The 20,331-nt window shown below is 35.1% G+C and carries 12 protein-coding genes; all 12 read right to left on the reverse strand.

Annotation, left to right across the window (positions count from 1 at the left end; all coding sequences use genetic code 11):
* Positions 1-29: 29 nt before the first annotated feature.
* The 12 genes from sov to nrfD all read right to left on the reverse strand — a co-directional run bounded on the left by sov (position 30) and on the right by nrfD (position 20,322).
* Entirely contained in the window at positions 30-7,313 is a 7,284-nt protein-coding gene (gene sov, locus ACNQGB_RS01230; protein ID WP_417944737.1) for a T9SS outer membrane translocon Sov/SprA, read from the reverse strand.
* Between the two features lie 23 nt (positions 7,314-7,336).
* Complete coding sequence (gene ruvA / locus ACNQGB_RS01235) at positions 7,337-7,918, reverse strand: Holliday junction branch migration protein RuvA (RefSeq protein WP_309755324.1); 582 nt, start codon at positions 7,916-7,918, stop codon at positions 7,337-7,339.
* A gap of 95 nt (positions 7,919-8,013) precedes the next feature.
* Positions 8,014-10,302: an NADP-dependent malic enzyme gene (locus ACNQGB_RS01240; protein ID WP_417944739.1), complete on the reverse strand. Its 2,289-nt coding sequence runs from the start codon at positions 10,300-10,302 to the stop codon at positions 8,014-8,016.
* 157 nt (positions 10,303-10,459) lie between these two features.
* On the reverse strand, positions 10,460-10,885 hold the full coding sequence (locus ACNQGB_RS01245) for a CBS domain-containing protein (RefSeq protein WP_309755326.1): 426 nt from the start codon (positions 10,883-10,885) through the stop codon (positions 10,460-10,462).
* Positions 10,886-11,131: 246 nt separating this feature from the next.
* The gene (gene queG, locus ACNQGB_RS01250) at positions 11,132-12,055 is read right to left on the reverse strand and encodes a tRNA epoxyqueuosine(34) reductase QueG (RefSeq protein ID WP_417944767.1); all 924 of its coding nucleotides are present in this window, start codon (positions 12,053-12,055) and stop codon (positions 11,132-11,134) included.
* Between the two features lie 122 nt (positions 12,056-12,177).
* Positions 12,178-13,200 carry a Holliday junction branch migration DNA helicase RuvB gene (gene ruvB / locus ACNQGB_RS01255; RefSeq protein ID WP_309755327.1) on the reverse strand — a complete coding sequence of 341 codons (1,023 nt, stop codon included), beginning with the start codon at positions 13,198-13,200 and terminating at the stop codon, positions 12,178-12,180.
* Positions 13,201-13,345: 145 nt separating this feature from the next.
* Positions 13,346-15,142 carry a cytochrome c oxidase subunit I gene (locus ACNQGB_RS01260; protein ID WP_417944741.1) on the reverse strand — a complete coding sequence of 599 codons (1,797 nt, stop codon included), beginning with the start codon at positions 15,140-15,142 and terminating at the stop codon, positions 13,346-13,348.
* A gap of 28 nt (positions 15,143-15,170) precedes the next feature.
* Positions 15,171-16,331 (reverse strand): cytochrome c oxidase subunit II, encoded by a 1,161-nt coding sequence (locus tag ACNQGB_RS01265; protein ID WP_417944743.1) that lies wholly within the window; start codon positions 16,329-16,331, stop codon positions 15,171-15,173.
* 19 nt (positions 16,332-16,350) lie between these two features.
* A complete protein-coding gene (locus ACNQGB_RS01270) occupies positions 16,351-17,817 on the reverse strand; it encodes a quinol:cytochrome C oxidoreductase (protein ID WP_417944745.1) in 1,467 nt (488 codons plus the stop codon).
* A 27-nt stretch (positions 17,818-17,844) separates the two neighbouring features.
* Positions 17,845-18,393, reverse strand: a complete 549-nt coding sequence (locus ACNQGB_RS01275; protein WP_417944747.1) for a c-type cytochrome — start codon at positions 18,391-18,393, stop codon at positions 17,845-17,847.
* Between the two features lie 8 nt (positions 18,394-18,401).
* Complete coding sequence (locus tag ACNQGB_RS01280; protein WP_099714289.1) at positions 18,402-18,926, reverse strand: DUF3341 domain-containing protein; 525 nt, start codon at positions 18,924-18,926, stop codon at positions 18,402-18,404.
* Entirely contained in the window at positions 18,919-20,322 is a 1,404-nt protein-coding gene (nrfD, locus tag ACNQGB_RS01285; protein WP_417944749.1) for an NrfD/PsrC family molybdoenzyme membrane anchor subunit, read from the reverse strand. Before nrfD ends, ACNQGB_RS01280 begins: the two co-directional genes overlap by 8 nt.
* Positions 20,323-20,331: the final 9 nt, after the last annotated feature.

The raw sequence follows: 20,331 nt of genomic DNA on the forward strand, positions 1-20,331 counted from the left end.
TGCACAAAAATGGTTCTCTAAACGGAAAATTAATTTCCAAAATTATAGCGAATCGTAATTCCAGAACGAATATTTGTCAACGGAAATGAAGTTGAGATTACGGCTTTTGAAAACGAATGGTCGTAATAGAAAATGGCCGTTAGGTTTTTGCTAAAAGCATAATCAGCTTTAACTGTTATAGACCAAATATTTTGCCCGCCTGCTAATTGATTGTTGTCATAATCCAAATACCTCACGATTGTTTGGTTATTTCTATAGGTTATATCCGCCTTAAGATTGATGTCACTTTTAATTACTCCAGTTGGATTATCGGCCAATCTGGAGGAGAAAATCACGTCCTTGAAACGATAGCCAAGTCCAACTACATATTCGATACCTTTAACTTCGGTCAATAAATTATTATCAAAACTCATTGATAAAGCACGGTCTTTTTTAATTTCGGCTAATACTTTTAAAGAACTTTTCAACTCAAAATCCATGCGCAACAAAGGATTAAACTGCTCCACCAAATTGATATTTGACATGATTGTTTGATTGAACAAATTCCCTCCCAAATCCGTGTTCAAATCTCCATTTGGTTTATATCCCGATGGGGCTTTATCATATTCAAAATTTGATCTAAAAGCATTTATGGTATAAGAAGCTCTGTAATTATGTTGTAATGAAAAACGTTTGAAATTCTTTTTGAATAGTCCATAACGCATCAATCCATTGTATTTTATAGACCAGTTTGGCAATGGAAAACTTCTGAAAATTCCCAATCTAACATTGGAAGCATCACCTCCTGAATAAGCTGCAAAAAAAGCAGGCAATAATACTGCTTGGTTATTTCTGCCAAAACCAATAGGATAGCCCTCATTAGCTAAATAAATGGGCCTAAGTGAATATTTTGGATCAGATGGATCTGTTGGAATTGGATTTGCAGCATCTCCATACCTTGGAATCAATCCACCATAAAAATTCTGAGCCAATCGATCAGCTACCGTTAATCGATTAGTTTTTAAATTATCAAATGCTGCAGATGAATTTTCATCACTTATTGAGAAAGATGTTTTAATCAACACCGTAGAAATAGAAAAAATACCAATATCGTAAGGTGATCTAGGATTGTAAACACCATCCGTAACATCATACTGCTCCGAAGAGTTCTGAGAATAGGCACGATCAAGTGTCAAATCAATTTTTAAATCTGGAAACAAATCTACATTAGCCGTAGCTTTAAAAACCTTATTTGTCACTTGCGAGAAGTTTTGGTTAAAATCAGGATAGTTTGTCAACCAGCCATTCTTAGCCGCTTCGTAACGAACATCATCTTGACTACCAAAAATAAAACCTAACGATGGTCTTGATGACCCTAGAAACCCTACACCTGGCGTATACCCTGGCAAAACGGTACCGCTGTTGTGGGTGTAATTCATTTGAATGTTTTTAAGACTAGTCAAAACACCGATAAAACCATCAACAAATTCACTGTTTTTTGGAACCTGATTTGGATTTGTATTTACTATTTTTTCACCTGGTTTTGGTGCAGCTACTTTTGGTTTTGGTGCAGTTTTATTTGCGTTTTTAGTCAATCCCAAATATTTGTACAACATGTCCATATTCATTGTTGCATTCAAATTGTTAGAGCTTGCGTTTTGCACCGTATTCCCTAAGTTGTAATCTGTTCCATCAATTTTAATTTGAGATAGCGCATTAGAAGTACGCTGCCAACTGTAATCTCCTGTGTACGTATAATTAGCCTTGATAAAACTAAAAACTGGTATTTTATTAATTGGAATTTCATAATTTACAACTAATTGTTGCATGTGCTGATTGGGATCTCCAATATCCCAATAACTGTCCCAGATCGTAAAAGTATCTATTGGCTCATTATTTTCGTTCAAATAATTTTTGACAATATTGCTGGAAGAAGCCGTATAATTCAACTTCAATGACTTAGTCAAATTAAAATTAAATCCATATTGGTAATTGAAAGCAAAATTTCTTCGGTATAAAGGATCTAGTCCAATTCCTTCCACATCCACTTGCCTGAATTGCTGACGGTTGTATTGTCTATTGATATTCGTATTAAAAGAGATATTAGAAGGTAAATAGTTAAAATTGAAATCTCTTAATAACTTCCAATAATTACTTTTCTTCATGAATTTTGTCTTCGTAAAAGGCTCGATAGGCTTTGGTTTAAAAGTATACGCATAGTCAACAGAGGAATTTACTTGCTGGTCTACATAATCTTCAATTTCAAAATCGTGTCTTTGCACTTCATTAATTGACTGCGAAAAAGTGAAATTTTCCGGATCATAAACGTGCTGTTTTTGCTCGGTACCTCTTTCTTTTCTAACCCCAATGAAGTTGATACTTTTACGTTTGGTATAATCAACAGCTCTTCTCTCTATGTTGTCGCGCTCTTTTTGGTCTGCTGTTTTTTCCAGTAATTGTTTTAATTTGATGTCTTGATTAAAAGGATCATATTGCGGGGTTATGGTTTCCTCACCAATGGCATAATTAAAAGGGAGATTAATTTGCCATTTTTGCGGTAATAATTTACCTAAATTCACATTGGTTACAATATTATATTGTTCTATATCTTCACGATTTCTCTCGTTTGGTCCTTGCTCTAGGGTTCCGAAGCCTATAGTGCTTTTTTTGCCTGACATAGAAACAGTAGCAAAATCAGCAAAGTTTGTATCTATATTCAATAAAGCTGCCATACCGCCTTGATTGTCCATATCAGCCAGACGCAATTCATTGAACCACACTTCTCCTTTGATATCATTGCGCAGATCACTATTTTTCACACCAACCATTAGCGTACGTACTAAACCAAAGTTAGGGTTTCCCCTAATTCCTAATCTCAATTTAGCGTCTCCGTCTCTCATATTAGGATCTCCGTCTATACTTGTATCGTCATCAGGATAATACACCCCATTCAATGGTAAGGTATCTTTTGGAGCGTTTATCTTCATTGCGGTCAATAAAGCCAACGATAAATCTATTTCATTTTCTTCCGGCCAAACCAAATCAGCACTTAACGCAGAACAATCCTTAATATTTGGATTACTGGGAATTGGATTATTGGGATCCGGAATAACAACTTGATCGGCAACCGTTACTTTTAAAGGAATTTCAATTTGATAGAAATTTTGAGTAAAGTCATTTCCAAAACGAATGAATCCCACCATTTGATTGTCTCTCAATGCCACTTCATTTGGCAATGATTCCGCATGTAAAAACATTTTCAATTTATTGAACTGACGCATATCAATACTCACGTTTTTAAAAACGGCTCTAGAATCCTCAGGCTCTAATCCGTTTCCAGAAACTCGTAATGCGAGTGATTGCTCATTTTGATTGAGCACGGTATTGTTGTTGTATAATTGCTCCCGCTGCACGCCTGGTGGAACAACATAGTTAATAGGACATCTTTCATTATTTTCTTGGACATTTACTGCTAAAACATCTAGGTTTGTATCGTCATTATCAACATTAGTGTCATTAAAATCTAGCGTATTAGTATAGCGTCGCCATTCGCCTCGCACTAAATCTAATGCGCCAAAACGTAGGGTTACTTGATCATTAAAATCCGTCATAAACATTCGCATAAAACGAATCGATCTAAAATCAGAAATGTTTCCTATCTTATTTTCTGGTTGTGAAACTGGTATTTTAAACTGCATCCATCTGGCTTCGGTAACAGAACCATCCGGTAAAGGCACCTGCGTATTTCTAATGTCTGTGATATAATTTTGCCCAACATTCATGTTAGGTTGCACATTTATGCTATACTCATAATACGCATTGATGGTGTTCATAGTATTGTCTCTATTGATATCTTCTACATCAGGAACCGTAGTTGAACCTCGGTTTGGATCTGTAATATCAACTGCTGAATTTCCGTCGGTGCCATTGTATTGTTTGTAGCGGTCTAAAATTCCACCTGAAGCATTCAAGTAAAAAGAATAATCATCTGCCGCAGGATCTAATTCAGATGCAAAATTCGTGTATACCGATCCTTCATTGGTATTAGTTAAACCATCCAGACCAATATCCTGATTCCTTCTATTATCGGCATTGGTATCAAACGCATAAATTAACGACTGAGAAGCCGGAACATCGCCCCACAAAGGTTGTGGATTTACTAAAATTTGATCGGGACCAAGTCCGTTTTCATATTGTTTCCTTCCATCTTTCAAAACATCTTCCGAGATTTCTCCTAAATTGAAATAAATTTTCCCCGTGTTAGATTGAGGAATCTTTCCGTTTCCTACATAAGGATCTAACACCCAAAACTGAATGTACTCTACGTTACCTTGCTCAAAATTAGTGGAATTTATAGAGCGCATGATCCCTCCAAAATTTTCTCTTGGATCAACAGCTACAGATGAACTATTGTTATACGGCCCTCTATCAGACGGATAATAACTAAAATCTAATGTATTAACAACTTGTGACTGCCCTTGCGCAATATCTGTTAAAGGGTATAATTCCTCACTAAAAATTCTTCGTGTGGTGTTAAATGACAAATCCTCATTAGAAATCCCGGAGGGTCTTTGGGCATAAAAAATGGGGTCGATAGAGTACCAAGCTAATTTGGCTCTTTTAAAACCGTAGCTCAAATCATTAGAATTAGCATTGAAATCATAGGTACTCAGCGCATTCCGGTCTGGTGTGGATGCCAAGGACCAAGCATAAGGAGAACGCATATCAATAGTGGATTGTGAACCTTCGAAATCATCCACATAAATCGTGGATTCTCCTTCAAACTGATCCGCTTTTGGAGTATCGGGTCTCAAAAAAGCAACTTCACCTCGCACTGAAAGGTTAGATGGAACATCAGTATCAATATTTGGTAATTTATTTACTAAACGCGTAAAGAATGGAACTTCGGTTGAAAAATTTGAATTGAATCCAAAAATAGTATTGTTTACTGATTCCTGACCAAAACTAGATTTTTGTGTAAATGGTCGTTCCGTCATCTTAAGGAATGTTCCCCCGACTACAAAATTATCAGAAATTTTATGCTCTACATTGACCCCCATAAATCTTCTGGTTTGTAAACCAAAAACAGAATTGTTTTCTAAGGATACTTCTATTGGTGTATTAGATGCCTGTAGTGCCGGATCTAAAATCTGGACCCTTCCTAATTGATAGTTTACACTGTAATCGATCCCTTCTACTAAAATCCTTCCTGCAGCGGTAACCACAACAGAACCTGGTGGCACATTCAAAGCACCAATTGGTATGCCGTCTCCACCAGATGATTTGTATCTTCCTCTTAATAAAAATTTATTTTTATCACTGTCTTGTAATGCTCCCGATTGAGTGTTGCGGTACATGCTACGAAACACATATTTTTTCTGATTTTCATTGTAAGAACTAGTGTTGTTGTAATTTTCTCCTGAACCAGTATTTGACAATTTAGAAAATAATAGTTCTCCAAAAGGTTCTTTGGTAGTGAAAATAATTCGACCGTATTGCGCATCCATCGTTAAACTTGGCAGAAAATCAAAAAAACCATCCCCTCCAGTTTGCGGATCGTTGTTGTAGTTTAATTTATCTAAATTGAACACTTTGAGCAAAGGTGTTTCAGCGACTTTATTTTCTGGATTTGGATTGGAAGGAAAAGGACTCCCAGTCACTTCCGTAATATAATTTAAAGGTGAAGGATCTGTGTAAAGGATGTTAAATCTAAAATCTTCCTGTTTCACTTGATAGGCACCAGGAATTTGATAAATATTCTTCATCATCAAGTTCCAAACCGGATTTTTAACATTGGTCAAATTGCTTTTCAACATTTTCAAAATTAAACTCTGAGATATAATAGCTTGCGTTGCAGGAGTATTCCCGGTAACCACGGTTGCATCTACTCCATCATTACCAAACTCTCCTACTTGATACACTTGATCGCCAATGGTGTATTGATAAGCCACAGCTAAAACCTCATCATTAGCCAAGCGTTGTTGCAAAGAAATATATCCTAATTGAGGACTAAAAGTGTACTCGTTTGGATTCAGTTTTCGCGCGTTTTCAAGTTTAGAATAATCTTGTCCTTCACTCACAGTAACATTAAAACCCGAATTTGCAGTAACAATTTCACGGATATTAGGATTCAATAAACCGCCACCCGCCTGAATTAACTCAGGGTTATAAGCATTGTTTTTATTGTCGCTCGGAGTATCGAGACCTGCCGTAAAAAAAGGAGGGCTTGCTGGAATAGGATCTAAAACAACCACTTCATTATCTGCTAAACCAGTTAATTGGGCTTCTCCCAAATCTTGTAAAGCAATGATATTTCGGAGATTATTATTCGTCGCTACTACCCTATTTTGTTTGTTGGTTACCCAAATTTCCAATCGGGTAATTTGAACTCTACTGTCTATAAATGGATAATTAACAAGAGACTTATCGTATCTGTCTCTAAAATACTGGGATAAGAAAAAGTGTCGGTCACTATCATAATCCAAAGCAAACATATCAAAGTCTTGAATCGTGCCGCCACCTTGAGCTACTAAGCTTTTAGTTTGTGATTTTTGCTCTGAAAAAACACCCGTAATTGTTGTTTTTCCAAACTGCAATTGTGTTTTTACACCAAATAAACTTTGAGCACCTCGAATTAAAGAGCTGTTCAAAGGCATGGATACATTTCCTACTTCGATTTTTTGAATAATGTCATCTTCAGTTGGTGCATATTCCAACTTCATTAAGTTTTGAAAGGCAAATGTGGATTGCGTATCATAATTTGCGTTAACACTCAATCGGGTTCCTACTTTTCCCATCAAACTCATGCTAATCCTTTGATCAAAATCAAAAGAGAGATTGGATCTATTTCTTGGTGAAAAAGAAGGATTGTCTTGTTTTGTATACCGCAATCCCAAATCCATTTCTACAGATCCAGTGGGTTTTACATCGATAGTATTACTCCCAAAAATGGATTCAAAAAGTCCAGATTTTACATAATATCTCGGCAGTAAATCTTTTTTGGCATTTTCGCTACCTTCTTTTTTTCCTTCAATTGCATCCAGCTTTTTTTTGAAATAATCCCGCATAGATTCTTTCAAAACGAGCTTTTCATATTCTTTTGGCGTCAATATAATGGGGTAATTAACAGAAAAGCCATCCAATGTACTTGTATAGATGTATCGATCTGAAATGGGATCATACGTATAGGAGGAGAGAATACTCTTTGGATTTTTTAGCTGTACTTTTCCAACAGAAAATCCAGTTTTAACAGTATCCTGAGTAGCTGGTTTTACTTGGGCTTGCACAACAAAGCCAGACAAAAAAACAAGCAGAAAAATGTAAATTTTACGCATACAAACGTGTTACTTGAATACCTTTATAAATTTTTTAGCGCTTTCTTGATTATGGACTCTACAGAAGCATCTGGTTCCTCTTTAACAATCTTTTCTACGACTCGTTCTGAAGCTTTTCTTAAAAAACCTAAAACCTCCAACGCAGATAACGCCTCATCACGATTTGTATTGCTTTGAGACATAGAAACTTCGTCTAAATCAAACAATTTCAACACTTTTTCTTTTAAATCTAGTATTACTCTTTGCGCGGTTTTGCTACCAATTCCTTTTATAGACTGAATAGTAACAACATCAGCAGAGGCTATGGCATTGGTAATTTGTTTTGGATCTAATGATGAAAGCATGGTTCGAGCGATATTGGCTCCTATTCCAGAAACCGACAATAAAAGTCTAAAAATTTCTCGCTCTGACTTTTCCATAAATCCAAAAAGTGTATGCGCATCCTCTTTTATTTGAAGATGCGTATATACTTTTATAAAATCTGTGTTGGGAAGCAAAGAATACGTGTGTAAAGAAATATTTACATGATAACCAACACCACCACAATCTATAATAATTTGAGTTGGCGATTTCTCCACTAATTTTCCTTGTAAATGTGCTATCATTAATTTTTATATATATCCTTCAAATATAATAAAATTACGACATGATTATGTCCATTTATTAGATTTAACACACTTGTAATTTACTACGTTTAATACTAAATTAAATTTGCTTTTTTCTTTCCTTTCTCCTGCGCATCAATAACGGCAATAGCAGCCATATTGACCATTTCCTCAACACTTGCACCTAATTGAAAAATGTGAACTGGTTTTCCCATACCTAACATTATAGGCCCTATGGAGTCTACTTTATTCAATTCTTTCAACAATTTATAGGTGATATTTGCAGATTCCAAATTAGGAAAAATTAAGGTATTCACTTTTTTTCCTGCTAACTTCGAAAAAGGGAATTTATTTTTTAACATTTCAGGATTCAGAGCAAAATCAGCCTGAATTTCTCCGTCAATAACCATATCGGGGTGGTTTTTATGCAAATAAGCTACTGCCTCTCTCACTTTAGCAGCACTTTCATTAGTGGATGATCCAAAATTAGAAAATGATATCATTGCAATTACTGGATCTACACCAAACATTTTAGCCGTTTTTGCAGTCATGATGGCAATTTTAGCCAAATCATCTGCAGATGGATTAATGTTTATGGCGGTATCCGATAAAAACATTGGCCCACGAGCCGTCATCATCATGTTTGTAGTGGCAACAATCGAAGCTCCATGCGCTTTTTCAATGAGCTGCAACATAGGTTTTACAACTGATGGATAACTTCTAGAATGTCCTGTCACTAGCGCATCGGCCTCTCCTTCATTGACCATCATTGCTGCAAAATAGTTTCTTTCGCGCATTAGTTTTTGAGCATCCAAAAAGGAAATTCCACGTCTTTGTCTGGAAGACCAATAGGTATTGGCAAATTTATTTCTGCGGGCTTCCTCTTCTTTAATTTTAGGATCTATAATTGGAACATCAGCATCAAAACCAATTTCCTCTTTTAATTCTAAAATAATTTCTTTATTCCCCAATAAAATAGGAAAACCGATACCCTCTTCCCATACAATTTGGGCAGCTTTTAAAACATCCAAATGATCTGCTTCCGCAAAAACAATTCGTTTGGGATCGATTTTGGCTCTGTTAGTAATCAAACGAACCATTTTGTTATCATTCCCGAGACGATCCATCAATTCCTCTTCGTATTTTTTCCAATCGGTAATAGGATTTAATGCTACACCAGAATCCATCGCAGCTTTTGCAACAGCTGGAGCAACAATGGTAATTAATCTTGGATCAAATGGTTTTGGAATAATATAGTCTCTACCAAAATTTAATTTGGTAGCACCATAAGCAATATTTACTTGTTCTGGAACAGATTCTTTAGTCAATAATGCGAGTGCTTTAACGGCAGCCATTTTCATAGCCTCATTTATTTTCGTAGCACGAACATCTAATGCTCCTCTAAAAATATATGGAAAACCAAGAACGTTATTGACCTGATTAGGAAAATCAGATCTTCCTGTTGCCATAATTACATCTTTACGAGTAGCGATTGCTAGATTATAATCAATTTCTGGATCTGGATTTGCCATTGCAAAAACGATAGGATTGTCTGACATCCCAAGCAGCATTTGCGCCGACATAATATCGCCCGTTGACAAACCTAAAAACACATCTGCGCCCACAAGTGCTTCTTCCAGATTCATGGAAGGAATATCTTTAGCGTATTTTAATTGTAGTTCGGATAGTTTTGGATTGTCTTTAGTCAACAATCCTTTGCTATTGAACATGAAAATATTTTCAACTTTCACACCCAATAAAACGTATAAATCAGCACAAGCTATTGCGGCTGAACCCGCTCCAGAAACTACTAATTTTACATCTTCTGCCTTTTTATCTGCTAATTCTAAAGCGTTTAATAATGCTGCTGAAGAAATGATGGCTGTACCATGCTGGTCATCGTGCATTACAGGAATATTTAACTCTTCAACCAGACGTCTTTCTATTTCAAACGATTCTGGTGCTTTGATATCCTCTAGGTTTATCCCACCAAAAGTTGGCGAAATATTTTTAACCGTCTGTATGAATTCTTCAATATCTTTTGTACCAATTTCGATATCAAACACATCAATATCAGCAAAAATTTTAAACAACAATCCCTTCCCTTCCATTACAGGTTTTGATGCTTCTGGGCCAATATCGCCCAAGCCTAAAACGGCAGTTCCATTAGTAATTACAGCTACTAAATTGCCTTTTGCAGTATATTTGTAAACATTGTTGATGTCTTTGGCTATTTCTAAACAAGGCTCAGCAACCCCAGGAGAATACGCTAAAGATAAATCTCTTTGTGTTGCATATTTCTTAGTGGGAACTACTTGAATTTTTCCAGGAGTTGGCTTTGCGTGGTATAATAATGCTTCTCTTCTTTTACTGTTTTTGTCCATTTTTTTAGATTTTATTCTAGCTCACAAAGATAGAAGACTTGGTTTAAAAAGTCAGCTTTTATACTATTCTTTTCAAAAAAATAGATTAATGACAGCTCATAGTAACAAAAATAGCCACATATAATTGTGGCTATTTTTAATTTTAATCTAATTGGACCTATTGTGTAATATAAGAGTTTAAGTGTTGGATCGTATCTTTTTGCATTTCGATAATTGCTTTTACCACATCGCTAATAGAAATAATTCCTATCACAATTTCGTTTTCTAAAACAGGCAAGTGTCGTACTCTTTTTGTACTCATTAATTCCATACAGTACTCTAGATTATCCGATGGACTTACCGTTACTACATCAGTTTCCATGATTTCATGAACAAAAGCTTTCTTTGAAGATTTAGCTTTCAAAACAATTTTTCGAGCATAATCCCTTTCAGACAAAACGCCTTTAAGAACAGTATCCTCGATGATTAAAATTGCCCCAATGTTTTTTTCGCTCATCACTGTCAAAGCTTCATAAACAGTGTTAGTAGAAAGTATAGAGAAAACTTCCTTTCCTTTGTTGCTTAAAATTTGATTTACCGTCATAATTGGTTCATTTAATGAATTATAAAGTTAAAGAAAATATAGATTCAAAAAACAATATTTAAACTCTAAAAAACATCATTTCAATAAATTAACGTTTTTACTATAACTTTAAATTCATTTTTTGGAAACTTGCACTATATAAATAGGAACAATTGCTTTACCAAAACTTTCTATTATCATGTAATCATAATGAGTTGCTCAATACTACAAAAAATGGAAGTAAACGGATTGGTTTGTCACTCTCTTTTACTTAATAAAATCGACATTTCTTCTAATGCCCTCAAACTTGGCTCTTTTTAAAGGGGAATCTTTAAAGACAATTTTAAAAGTTTCCTCAGTCAATTCTATCCAATCCTTTTTGGACATGGAGAGTAGTTCTGGATTTGGGTTAAATAAGGGTTGGTTATGTGGTTTCGAAAACTTATTCCAGGGGCAAACATCCTGACAAACATCACAACCAAAGGCCCAATCATCAAATTTACCTTTCATTTCCTGAGGGATATTCTCCTTCAATTCAATTGTAAAATACGAAATACATTTACTACCATCAACTACATAAGGTGCTACGATAGCCTGTGTTGGACAAGCGTCGATACAAGCTGTACAAGTGCCACAGTGGTCTGTAGTAGGATTGTCATAATCTAGATCTAAGTCGATAATAAGTTCTGCGATAAAATAAAAAGAACCCACTTTTTGCGTCAATAAGTTACTATTTTTCCCAATCCAGCCTAAGCCACTCTTTGCAGCCCACGCTTTATCGAGTACTGGAGCAGAATCTACAAAAGCACGCCCTGAAACTTCCCCGATGGTGGACTGAATAGAAAACAAAAATTCTTTCAACTTTTCCTTAATTACAAAATGGTAATCTGCACCATAAGCATATTTTGATATTTTAAAAGTATCCGAATTTTGAAATTGTTCTGGGTAATAATTCAATAGCAACGAAACGATACTTTTGGCACCATCAACTAGTAACGTTGGATTTAAACGTTTGTCAAAATGATTTTCCATGTAGGTCATTTGACCATTACTATTGTTTTTTAACCAATTTTCTAATCGAGGTGCTTCTTTATCTAAAAAACCTGCTTGAGATATACCACAAGACATAAAACCAAGCCGTTTTGCTTCGGATTTGATAAATTTCGTGTATGTTGATTTATGGTTTATGATAATCAGAATAGTAGTTAATAAACGAAAGTCCATAGCCCCGATAGCAGTGAAAATCCTTTCCTCTCGTTTCTTTAACGAGCGGAAAGATTGCAACGAATAGCGGGAAATAGCTCCCGAAAATATTAGAATAAACCTCCTTGAATGTTTGTATTTAGTTTTCCTAAATGTTTATAGGCTTTATCTGTAACTTCACGACCACGTGGCGTTCGCATAATGAAACCCTCTTGTATTAAAAACGGCTCGTACACTTCCTCAATTGTTTCGCTACTCTCTGATACGGCCGTCGCCAAAGTAGTCAATCCTACTGGACCGCCCTTGAATTTTTCAATAATAGTGGTAAGTATCTTATTGTCCATTTCATCTAATCCATGCGCATCCACATTAAGCGCTTTTAAGGCATAGCGAGCAATTTCAATATCAATTGTACCATTCCCTTTTATCTGAGCAAAATCACGTACACGGCGCAATAACGCATTGGCTATTCGTGGCGTTCCTCTACTTCTACCTGCAATTTCTATAGCAGCTTCTATAGAAATTGGCATTTTGAAAATAGCGGCGCTTCGCTCTACAATAGTTGTTAATAGCTCAGTGGTATAATACTGTAAACGAGAGGATATTCCAAAACGTGCTCTCATAGGAGCTGTTAATAAACCCGATCGTGTGGTAGCACCAATTAAAGTAAAGGGATTTAAATTGATTTGAACGGTTCTTGCATTTGGCCCAGATTCTATCATGATATCAATTTTGAAATCCTCCATAGCAGAGTATAAATATTCCTCTACAATAGGGCTCAAACGATGAATCTCGTCTATAAATAATACATCACGCTCTTCAAGATTAGTCAACAAACCAGCTAAATCGCCTGGCTTATCTAAAACGGGACCAGATGTAATTTTAATTCCAACTTGCAATTCATTTGCTAGAATATTTGCCAAAGTAGTTTTACCCAAACCAGGCGGACCATGAAAAAGTGTATGGTCAAGTGCTTCATTTCTTTGATTTGCAGCTTGCACAAAAACTTTCAAGTTCTCTAATATTTGGTCTTGGCCAGCAAAATCATCAAAAGAAAGCGGTCTTAATTTCTTTTCAAGATCTAATTCTTCAGAGTCATATGCGTTGGATGTAGGATCTAAATTTTCATTCATACAACAAAGATAACAAAGCTAGATTAAAATAAAATTTAAAATATTAATTGCTTTAAATTAAATCAAAGAATGTATTTGATAACTGATTTGATCAATAAAACGTATAAAAAAAACCTCTATTTTCATAGAGGCTTTTGTGTATATTTTAGTGATGTAGAACTTCTTCACCTTCTTTCATTGGAACATTTTGAGGTACAAAATCCACATCGTGAGATGGATTACTGTAGTCATAAGGCCAACGGTGAACTTCTGGAATCTCTCCTGGCCAGTTACCGTGTATGTGCTCAACAGGTGCAGTCCATTCTAAAGTATTTGATTTCCATGGATTCATTACAGACTTCTTACCATAAAAAATACTACTGAAGAAGTTATACAAGAATACTAATTGGAAAGCACCACCAATTAATGCAAAAGTTGTGATTAGAACATTTACGTTTTGCAAATCATCAAATAATGGAAAGTTAGTATTGGTGTAATAACGTCTAGGCAGACCAGCTAATCCAATAAAATGCATTGGAAAGAAAACACCGTAAGCGCAAATTGCTGTTACCCAAAAGTGAACATATCCAAGGTTTTTATTTAACATTCTACCGAACATTCTAGGAAACCAGTGGTAAATACCAGCAAACATTCCGTAAAGCGCAGATATACCCATTACCAAGTGAAAGTGAGCTACAACAAAATACGTATCGTGTACATTAATATCTAGTGTACTATCACCGAGAATAATTCCAGTTAAACCACCTGTTATAAAAGTAGAAACCAAACCAATAGAAAACAACATCGCAGGATTCAATTGCAAGTTCCCTTTCCACAATGTTGTGATATAATTAAAAGCTTTTACAGCACTAGGAATCGCAATTAACAATGTAGTAAACGTAAATACTGATCCCAAAAATGGATTCATACCCGATATAAACATGTGGTGACCCCAAACTATTGTAGATAAAAAAGCAATAGCTAATATAGACATAATCATCGCTCTGTATCCAAAAATTGGTTTACGAGAATTCGTTGCTATAACCTCAGAAGTGATTCCTAAAGCAGGCAATAAAACAATATAAACCTCAGGATGACCTAAGAACCAAAATAAATGTTCAAACAATACGGGAGAACCTCCTTGGTAATGTAAAACCTCTCCAGCAATGTAAATATCAGAAAGGAAGAATGAAGTACCAAAACTTCTGTCAAAAATTAACAACAACGCTGCTGATAACAAAACTGGAAAAGAAACAATTCCGATAATCGCCGTAACAAAGAACGCCCAAATAGTAAGTGGCAATCTTGTCATTGACATTCCTTTTGTTCTCAAATTAATAACGGTTACAACATAATTTAGAGATCCCATTAAAGAAGATGCAATAAAAATAGCCATAGAAACCAACCATAAAGTCATCCCCATACCAGAACCTGGAATAGCTTGAGGCAAAGCACTCAATGGAGGGTAAATAGTCCATCCTGATGAAGCCGGCCCAGCTTCAACAAAAAGGGAACCAATCATAATTACACTTGAGATGAAAAACAGCCAATATGAAATCATGTTCATAAATCCGGAGGCCATATCTCGTGCGCCAATTTGTAATGGTATCAATAAGTTACTAAAAGTACCACTAAGGGCGGCCGTTAGTACAAAGAATACCATGATGGTACCATGTATGGTGACTAATGCGAGGTAAATATCGTTGGCCATAACTCCATTTGGAGCAAATTTATCACCAAGTAAAATATTGAATATCTTGAATGATTGCTCTGGCCATGCCAATTGCATTCTAAATAGCATAGACATACCAACTCCAATAATCCCCATGAAAATACCTGTAATTAAGTATTGCTTGGCAATCATTTTATGATCTATACTAAAAATATATTTAGTAATAAAAGTGTCTTTATGGTGGTGTTCGTGTTCGTGATCCATTGCGTGATCGTGACCTTCTGCTGACATATATGTTTACTTTAAATTTTCTTATTAATTATTTCGTACCAATTGGGGCAACAACTTCAGTTTCTTTAGCTTTAGTGGTATCCACATCCATTGCTCCATCTACAGGCGCAGCAGGTGCAGCAAGTGCCGCCTTAACTTCGCTAACTATAGTAGCTTTATCTTTTAACCATGCTTTGTAATCTTCAGGAGTATCTACAATAATTTTCATTTGCATATTGTAGTGAGAAGCACCACAAATTTTATTACAAAGTAACAAGTAATCAAATGTGTAGGGATCTAAAGCGGTTTCACCTTTTGCAACAAGATCAGCGCTTTTTTTAGTTCTAATAGCATTGATATTAGCAACTTTTTCTACCATAAAAGGCAATTCTCTATATTCATCTGTCGTGTAGATCGGTTCAAAAGCAAATTGTGTCACCATTCCTGGAACGCAATTCATTTGTGCTCTAAAATAAGGCATGTAAGCTGAATGTAGTACATCTTGAGAACGCATCTTGAAAAGGATTTTTTTGCCTTTTGGAATGTGTAATTCAGTAACTACAATATCATCTTGAGCATAAGGATCTGCTAAATCAACACCAACAGCATTAGCACCTTCAATAAATCTAACATTTGCTTTACCTAAAACATTATCATTACCTGAATATCTTGCTTTCCAGTTGAATTGTTGTGCATATAATTCGATGACAATAGTATCTTCATCTTCATCAACAAACATAATGTTAGTCCAAGCAAAAAGTCCATAAAGAATCAAACCAGCCAAAACAACAGCAGGAATAACACTCCAGATTGCTTCTAATTTATTATTGTCTGCAAAATAAAGCGCTTTTTGATCTTTCTTACCTCTATATTTAAAAGCAAAATAATGTAATAAAACCTGAGTAATAGCTTGAACAATAAAAATAAGAACCCAAGTAATGTTCATCAAATTATCAACTTCAGCTCCATGAGCAGAGGCTGGAGTATGAAGAACAAGTGGACCCCATTTAAACAATCCGTAAATTGAAAAAATATAAATGAAAGCTAAAAAACCAAACATCAAATAACCTTGTACGTTATTATCATCATCTGTAGCTATTTCTGAACTATCTGAAACGGAACCAACTTGCGTTAGATCGAATATTTTGGTCAATTGCCATAAAGCAACAGCTAATAAAACTAAAACTATAATTACCAACAAACTTGTCATCTGTTTTTTTCTTTAAATATTAATAATGAAAATGTTTACTTTCGTCAATGAAAGGATTTCTTTTTGGTAACAATGGATTTTTTGTAAGAGCTGTAAAAACAACAAAAATAAATAATCCAAGGAAGAAAAGAACAGAAGCAATTTCTGAAATTCCAATAAACCATCTGTCACCTACTGTTCCTGGCATAATCATATTAAAGAAATCAATGTAATGACCCGCTAAAATAACAACACCAGCCATAACCAAAATCCAAGTAATTCTCTTGAAATCTGTATTAATTAATATTAATAAAGGGAACAAAAAGTTCATTACAACCGCACCAAAAAATGGTAAATTGTATAATTCAATTCTAGTTATAAAATAAGTTACTTCCTCTGGTATGTTTGCATACCATATTAACATGTACTGTGAAAACCACAAATAAGTCCAGAAAACACTAAATCCAAACATAAATTTAGCTAAATCATGTATATGACTTGTATTAACATACTCTAAAAAACCTCTTGATTTTAAATATAAAGTAACCAATGCGATAGTTGTTATAGCGCTTACAAAGAAACTTGCAAAAACATACCAACCAAACAAAGTACTGAACCAATGTGGATCAATAGACATAATCCAATCCCACGACATAATTGATTCGGAAACTATAAAGAAAACTAAAAAAATTGCAGAAATATTAAAGTTCTTTTTATAATTCAAATTATCATTTGCGTCATCTTGTGCCAAACAATTCTTTTTAGAATAGTATTGATAGAGACTCCATCCTGTTAAAAAAATTGCCGCTCTAATTATCCAAAAAGGAAAATTCAAATAACCTGATTTATTAGCTATTAATTTATCTGTAGCTACTACCTCAGGATCTAACCATATAAAAAGGTGATTGAAATGCAGACCACACAAGATTAAAATAACAAAGAAAATAACAGAACCAACAGGTAAATAGGATGTAATACCCTGCATAACTCTAAATAATACTGGTGACCATCCTGCTTGGGCTACTTGTTGAATTGCATAAAAAACTAATACACCTAATGAAATAAGCATAAAAAATATACAGGCAACATACAAAGCCGACCAAGGTTTGTTTTGCAGTTGGTGCAAAACATGATTTAAATGCTCTTTATGTTCAGCTGCCTCAGTAACATCATGTCCTTGCTTTTCAGCTGAAGATTCATTATGCATTGCTTCAACTGCACCAATATCAGTACTGTTAACAGTATCAACATTCACAGAACCTGCTTCATGAGCACCTTCTTCCTTAACTTCGCTACCTTCGACATGTTTAGAAGCAGGAGCATGAGCAACAGTTGCCACTGTCTCATGTTTAGCTTCCCCATGCCCACCATGGCTTTCAGCAGCAAGTAGTTTTTCAACTTCTTGAATATCTTTTGGTGCAGTTAAAAAACCATATCCAATTCCTAAAAGACCTAAAGCCATTAAGATGAATGAAAAAGTTTTTAATTTACTTGAAAATGTATACATATCTATTACGATCAGTTTGTTCTACAATTATAATTTTGCTCTCAGTTTCATAACATAAGAAGCTACTAACCAACGCTCATGCTGATCAATTTGGTTAGAGTAAGCACCCATGGAGTTTAAACCATAAGTCATTACGTGATAAATGCTTCCTTCGTTTATGTCTCTGTCTTTGTAATTAGGAATACCTAATAATTTACCTTGGGTAACCAATTTACCTTTACCATTACCTTCATTACCATGACAAATGGCACAATAAATCTCATACAATTCTTTAGCTTTCGCCTCTTCTTTCACGGAAATTGTATCTAATGGTGACTTAGAATTTAATTTAGCTAAATCGTAACCTTCAGTAGAATTATCATAACCGTAAGGAACAAAACCTCTTTTTAAAGTCCCATCTGCAGGTAGTTGCCCTTCTTTACCATTTTTAAATGCGCTCGATTCGGAATATGTGTCATATCCAATGTGCTCATACATATTTGGAAAATACTGATAGTTTGGTGCTGCATTATTATGGCAAGATGAAACTAAAATAGTTATGCCAAATAAAAGTGTTATTTTATATACGCTTTTCATATCTATAATTAATGCTTTTCTATTACTTTAACTTCTACAGCTCCCGTACTTTGGAAAAAAGAAACTAATTCTTCTTCGTTATCATTTACAGCAACTTCCATTAAAAAATGGTCATCTGTAGTTCTTACATCTGGATTTTCTGCTTCTTTAAAAGGCCACAATTTACTTCTCATGTAAAAAGTAATAACCATTAAGTGAGCCGCAAAAAATACCGTAAGTTCAAACATAATTGGAACGAAAGCTGGCATATTCTCAATATAACTGAAACTTGGTTTTCCTCCAATATCTTGTGGCCAATCTTGAATCATAATATAATTCATCATCGCTGTAGCAACAGAGATTCCAACACAACCATAAAGAAAAGCACAAATGGCTAATCTTGTTGGTGCAATTCCCATAGCTTTATCCAAACCGTGAACCGGAAATGGAGTAAAGACTTCTTCGATATGATGATGAGCTGCTCTGGTTTTTTTAACCGCATCCATCAATATATCATCGTCATTATAAATGGCGTATATTACTTTATTACTCATGGTGTGAATCTTTATTTGCTTCTCTTTCTCTTTTGTAATTATCTCCTGTTCCTTTCAAAATTGTTTTTACCTCTGCTTGTGCAATTACAGGGAATGTTCTAGAATACAACAAAAACAACACGAAAAAGAAACCAATTGTTCCAATAAAAATACCTATATCAACAAATGTTGGTGAAAACATCGTCCAAGAAGATGGAAGGTAATCCCTATGTAACGACGTTACGATAATAACAAACCGCTCAAACCACATTCCAATATTAACTACTATTGAAATGATGAATGAAAACATAATGCTTGTTCTCAATTTTTTAAACCACATGAACTGTGGTGAAAACACATTACAAGTCATCATTGACCAATATGCCCACCAATACGGTCCTGTTGCTCTGTTAAGGAACGCATATTGTTCGTATTCAACACCTGAATACCAAGCCACAAATAATTCTGTAATGTAAGCAACACCTACAATAGAGCCGGTGATCATAATTACAATATTCATCAACTCTATGTGTTGCACAGTAATGTACGCTTCTAGGTTAGATACTTTTCTCATGATGATCAGCAAGGTATTAACCATTGCAAATCCGGAGAAAACTGCTCCAGCTACGAAGTAGGGAGGAAATATAGTTGTATGCCAACCAGGAATTACAGATGTAGCAAAATCCATCGATACAATAGTATGTACAGAAAGTACTAAAGGAGTAGCTAATCCAGCAAGAACTAATGAAACTTCCTCAAAACGTTGCCAATCTTTTGCTCTTCCGCTCCATCCAAAACTCAAGATGGAATAAACTCTTTTATTAAAAGGAGTAATTGCTCGGTCGCGCAACATCGCAAAATCAGGTAATAAACCAGTCCACCAGAAAACTAATGACACGGAAAGATACGTAGAGATTGCAAATACATCCCAAAGTAATGGTGAATTAAAGTTTACCCAAAGTGAGCCAAATTGGTTCGGAATTGGTAATACCCAATACGCTAACCATGGACGACCCATGTGAATGATTGGAAATAAACCTGCTTGAATTACAGAGAAAATTGTCATTGCTTCAGCAGAACGGTTTATGGCCATTCTCCAACGCTGACGGAAAAGTAAAAGTACTGCGGAAATTAGTGTTCCTGCATGACCAATACCAACCCACCAAACAAAGTTCGTGATATCCCAAGCCCATCCAACAGTTTTATTTAAACCCCAAGTTCCAATACCTGTTGATACAGTGTAAATGATACAGCTAAGTCCCCAAAGGAAGGCTATTAATGCGATTGAAAATACAATCCACCAATGTTTATTTGCTTTACCTTCAACAGGCGCAGCTACATCTACAGTTACATCGTGATACGATTTATCACCTATAACTAAGGGTTTTCTAATGGTTGCTTCGTAGTGAGACGACATAATCCTTTA

It is taken from the genome of Flavobacterium frigidum, assembly GCF_048286795.2.

What these genes read in the sequence shown, in the direction of transcription:
- sov (WP_417944737.1), bottom strand. Translation starts at nt 7,313, where the DNA reads ATGCGTAAAATTTACATTTTTCTGCTTGTTTTTTTGTCTGGCTTTGTT.
- ACNQGB_RS01240 (WP_417944739.1), bottom strand. Translation starts at nt 10,302, where the DNA reads ATGGACAAAAACAGTAAAAGAAGAGAAGCATTATTATACCACGCAAAG.
- ACNQGB_RS01265 (WP_417944743.1), bottom strand. Translation starts at nt 16,331, where the DNA reads ATGACAAGTTTGTTGGTAATTATAGTTTTAGTTTTATTAGCTGTTGCT.
- ACNQGB_RS01245 (WP_309755326.1), bottom strand. Translation starts at nt 10,885, where the DNA reads ATGACGGTAAATCAAATTTTAAGCAACAAAGGAAAGGAAGTTTTCTCT.
- ruvB (WP_309755327.1), bottom strand. Translation starts at nt 13,200, where the DNA reads ATGAATGAAAATTTAGATCCTACATCCAACGCATATGACTCTGAAGAA.
- nrfD (WP_417944749.1), bottom strand. Translation starts at nt 20,322, where the DNA reads ATGTCGTCTCACTACGAAGCAACCATTAGAAAACCCTTAGTTATAGGT.
- ACNQGB_RS01270 (WP_417944745.1), bottom strand. Translation starts at nt 17,817, where the DNA reads ATGTATACATTTTCAAGTAAATTAAAAACTTTTTCATTCATCTTAATG.
- ACNQGB_RS01280 (WP_099714289.1), bottom strand. Translation starts at nt 18,926, where the DNA reads ATGAGTAATAAAGTAATATACGCCATTTATAATGACGATGATATATTG.
- ACNQGB_RS01260 (WP_417944741.1), bottom strand. Translation starts at nt 15,142, where the DNA reads ATGTCAGCAGAAGGTCACGATCACGCAATGGATCACGAACACGAACAC.
- ACNQGB_RS01275 (WP_417944747.1), bottom strand. Translation starts at nt 18,393, where the DNA reads ATGAAAAGCGTATATAAAATAACACTTTTATTTGGCATAACTATTTTA.
- ruvA (WP_309755324.1), bottom strand. Translation starts at nt 7,918, where the DNA reads ATGATAGCACATTTACAAGGAAAATTAGTGGAGAAATCGCCAACTCAA.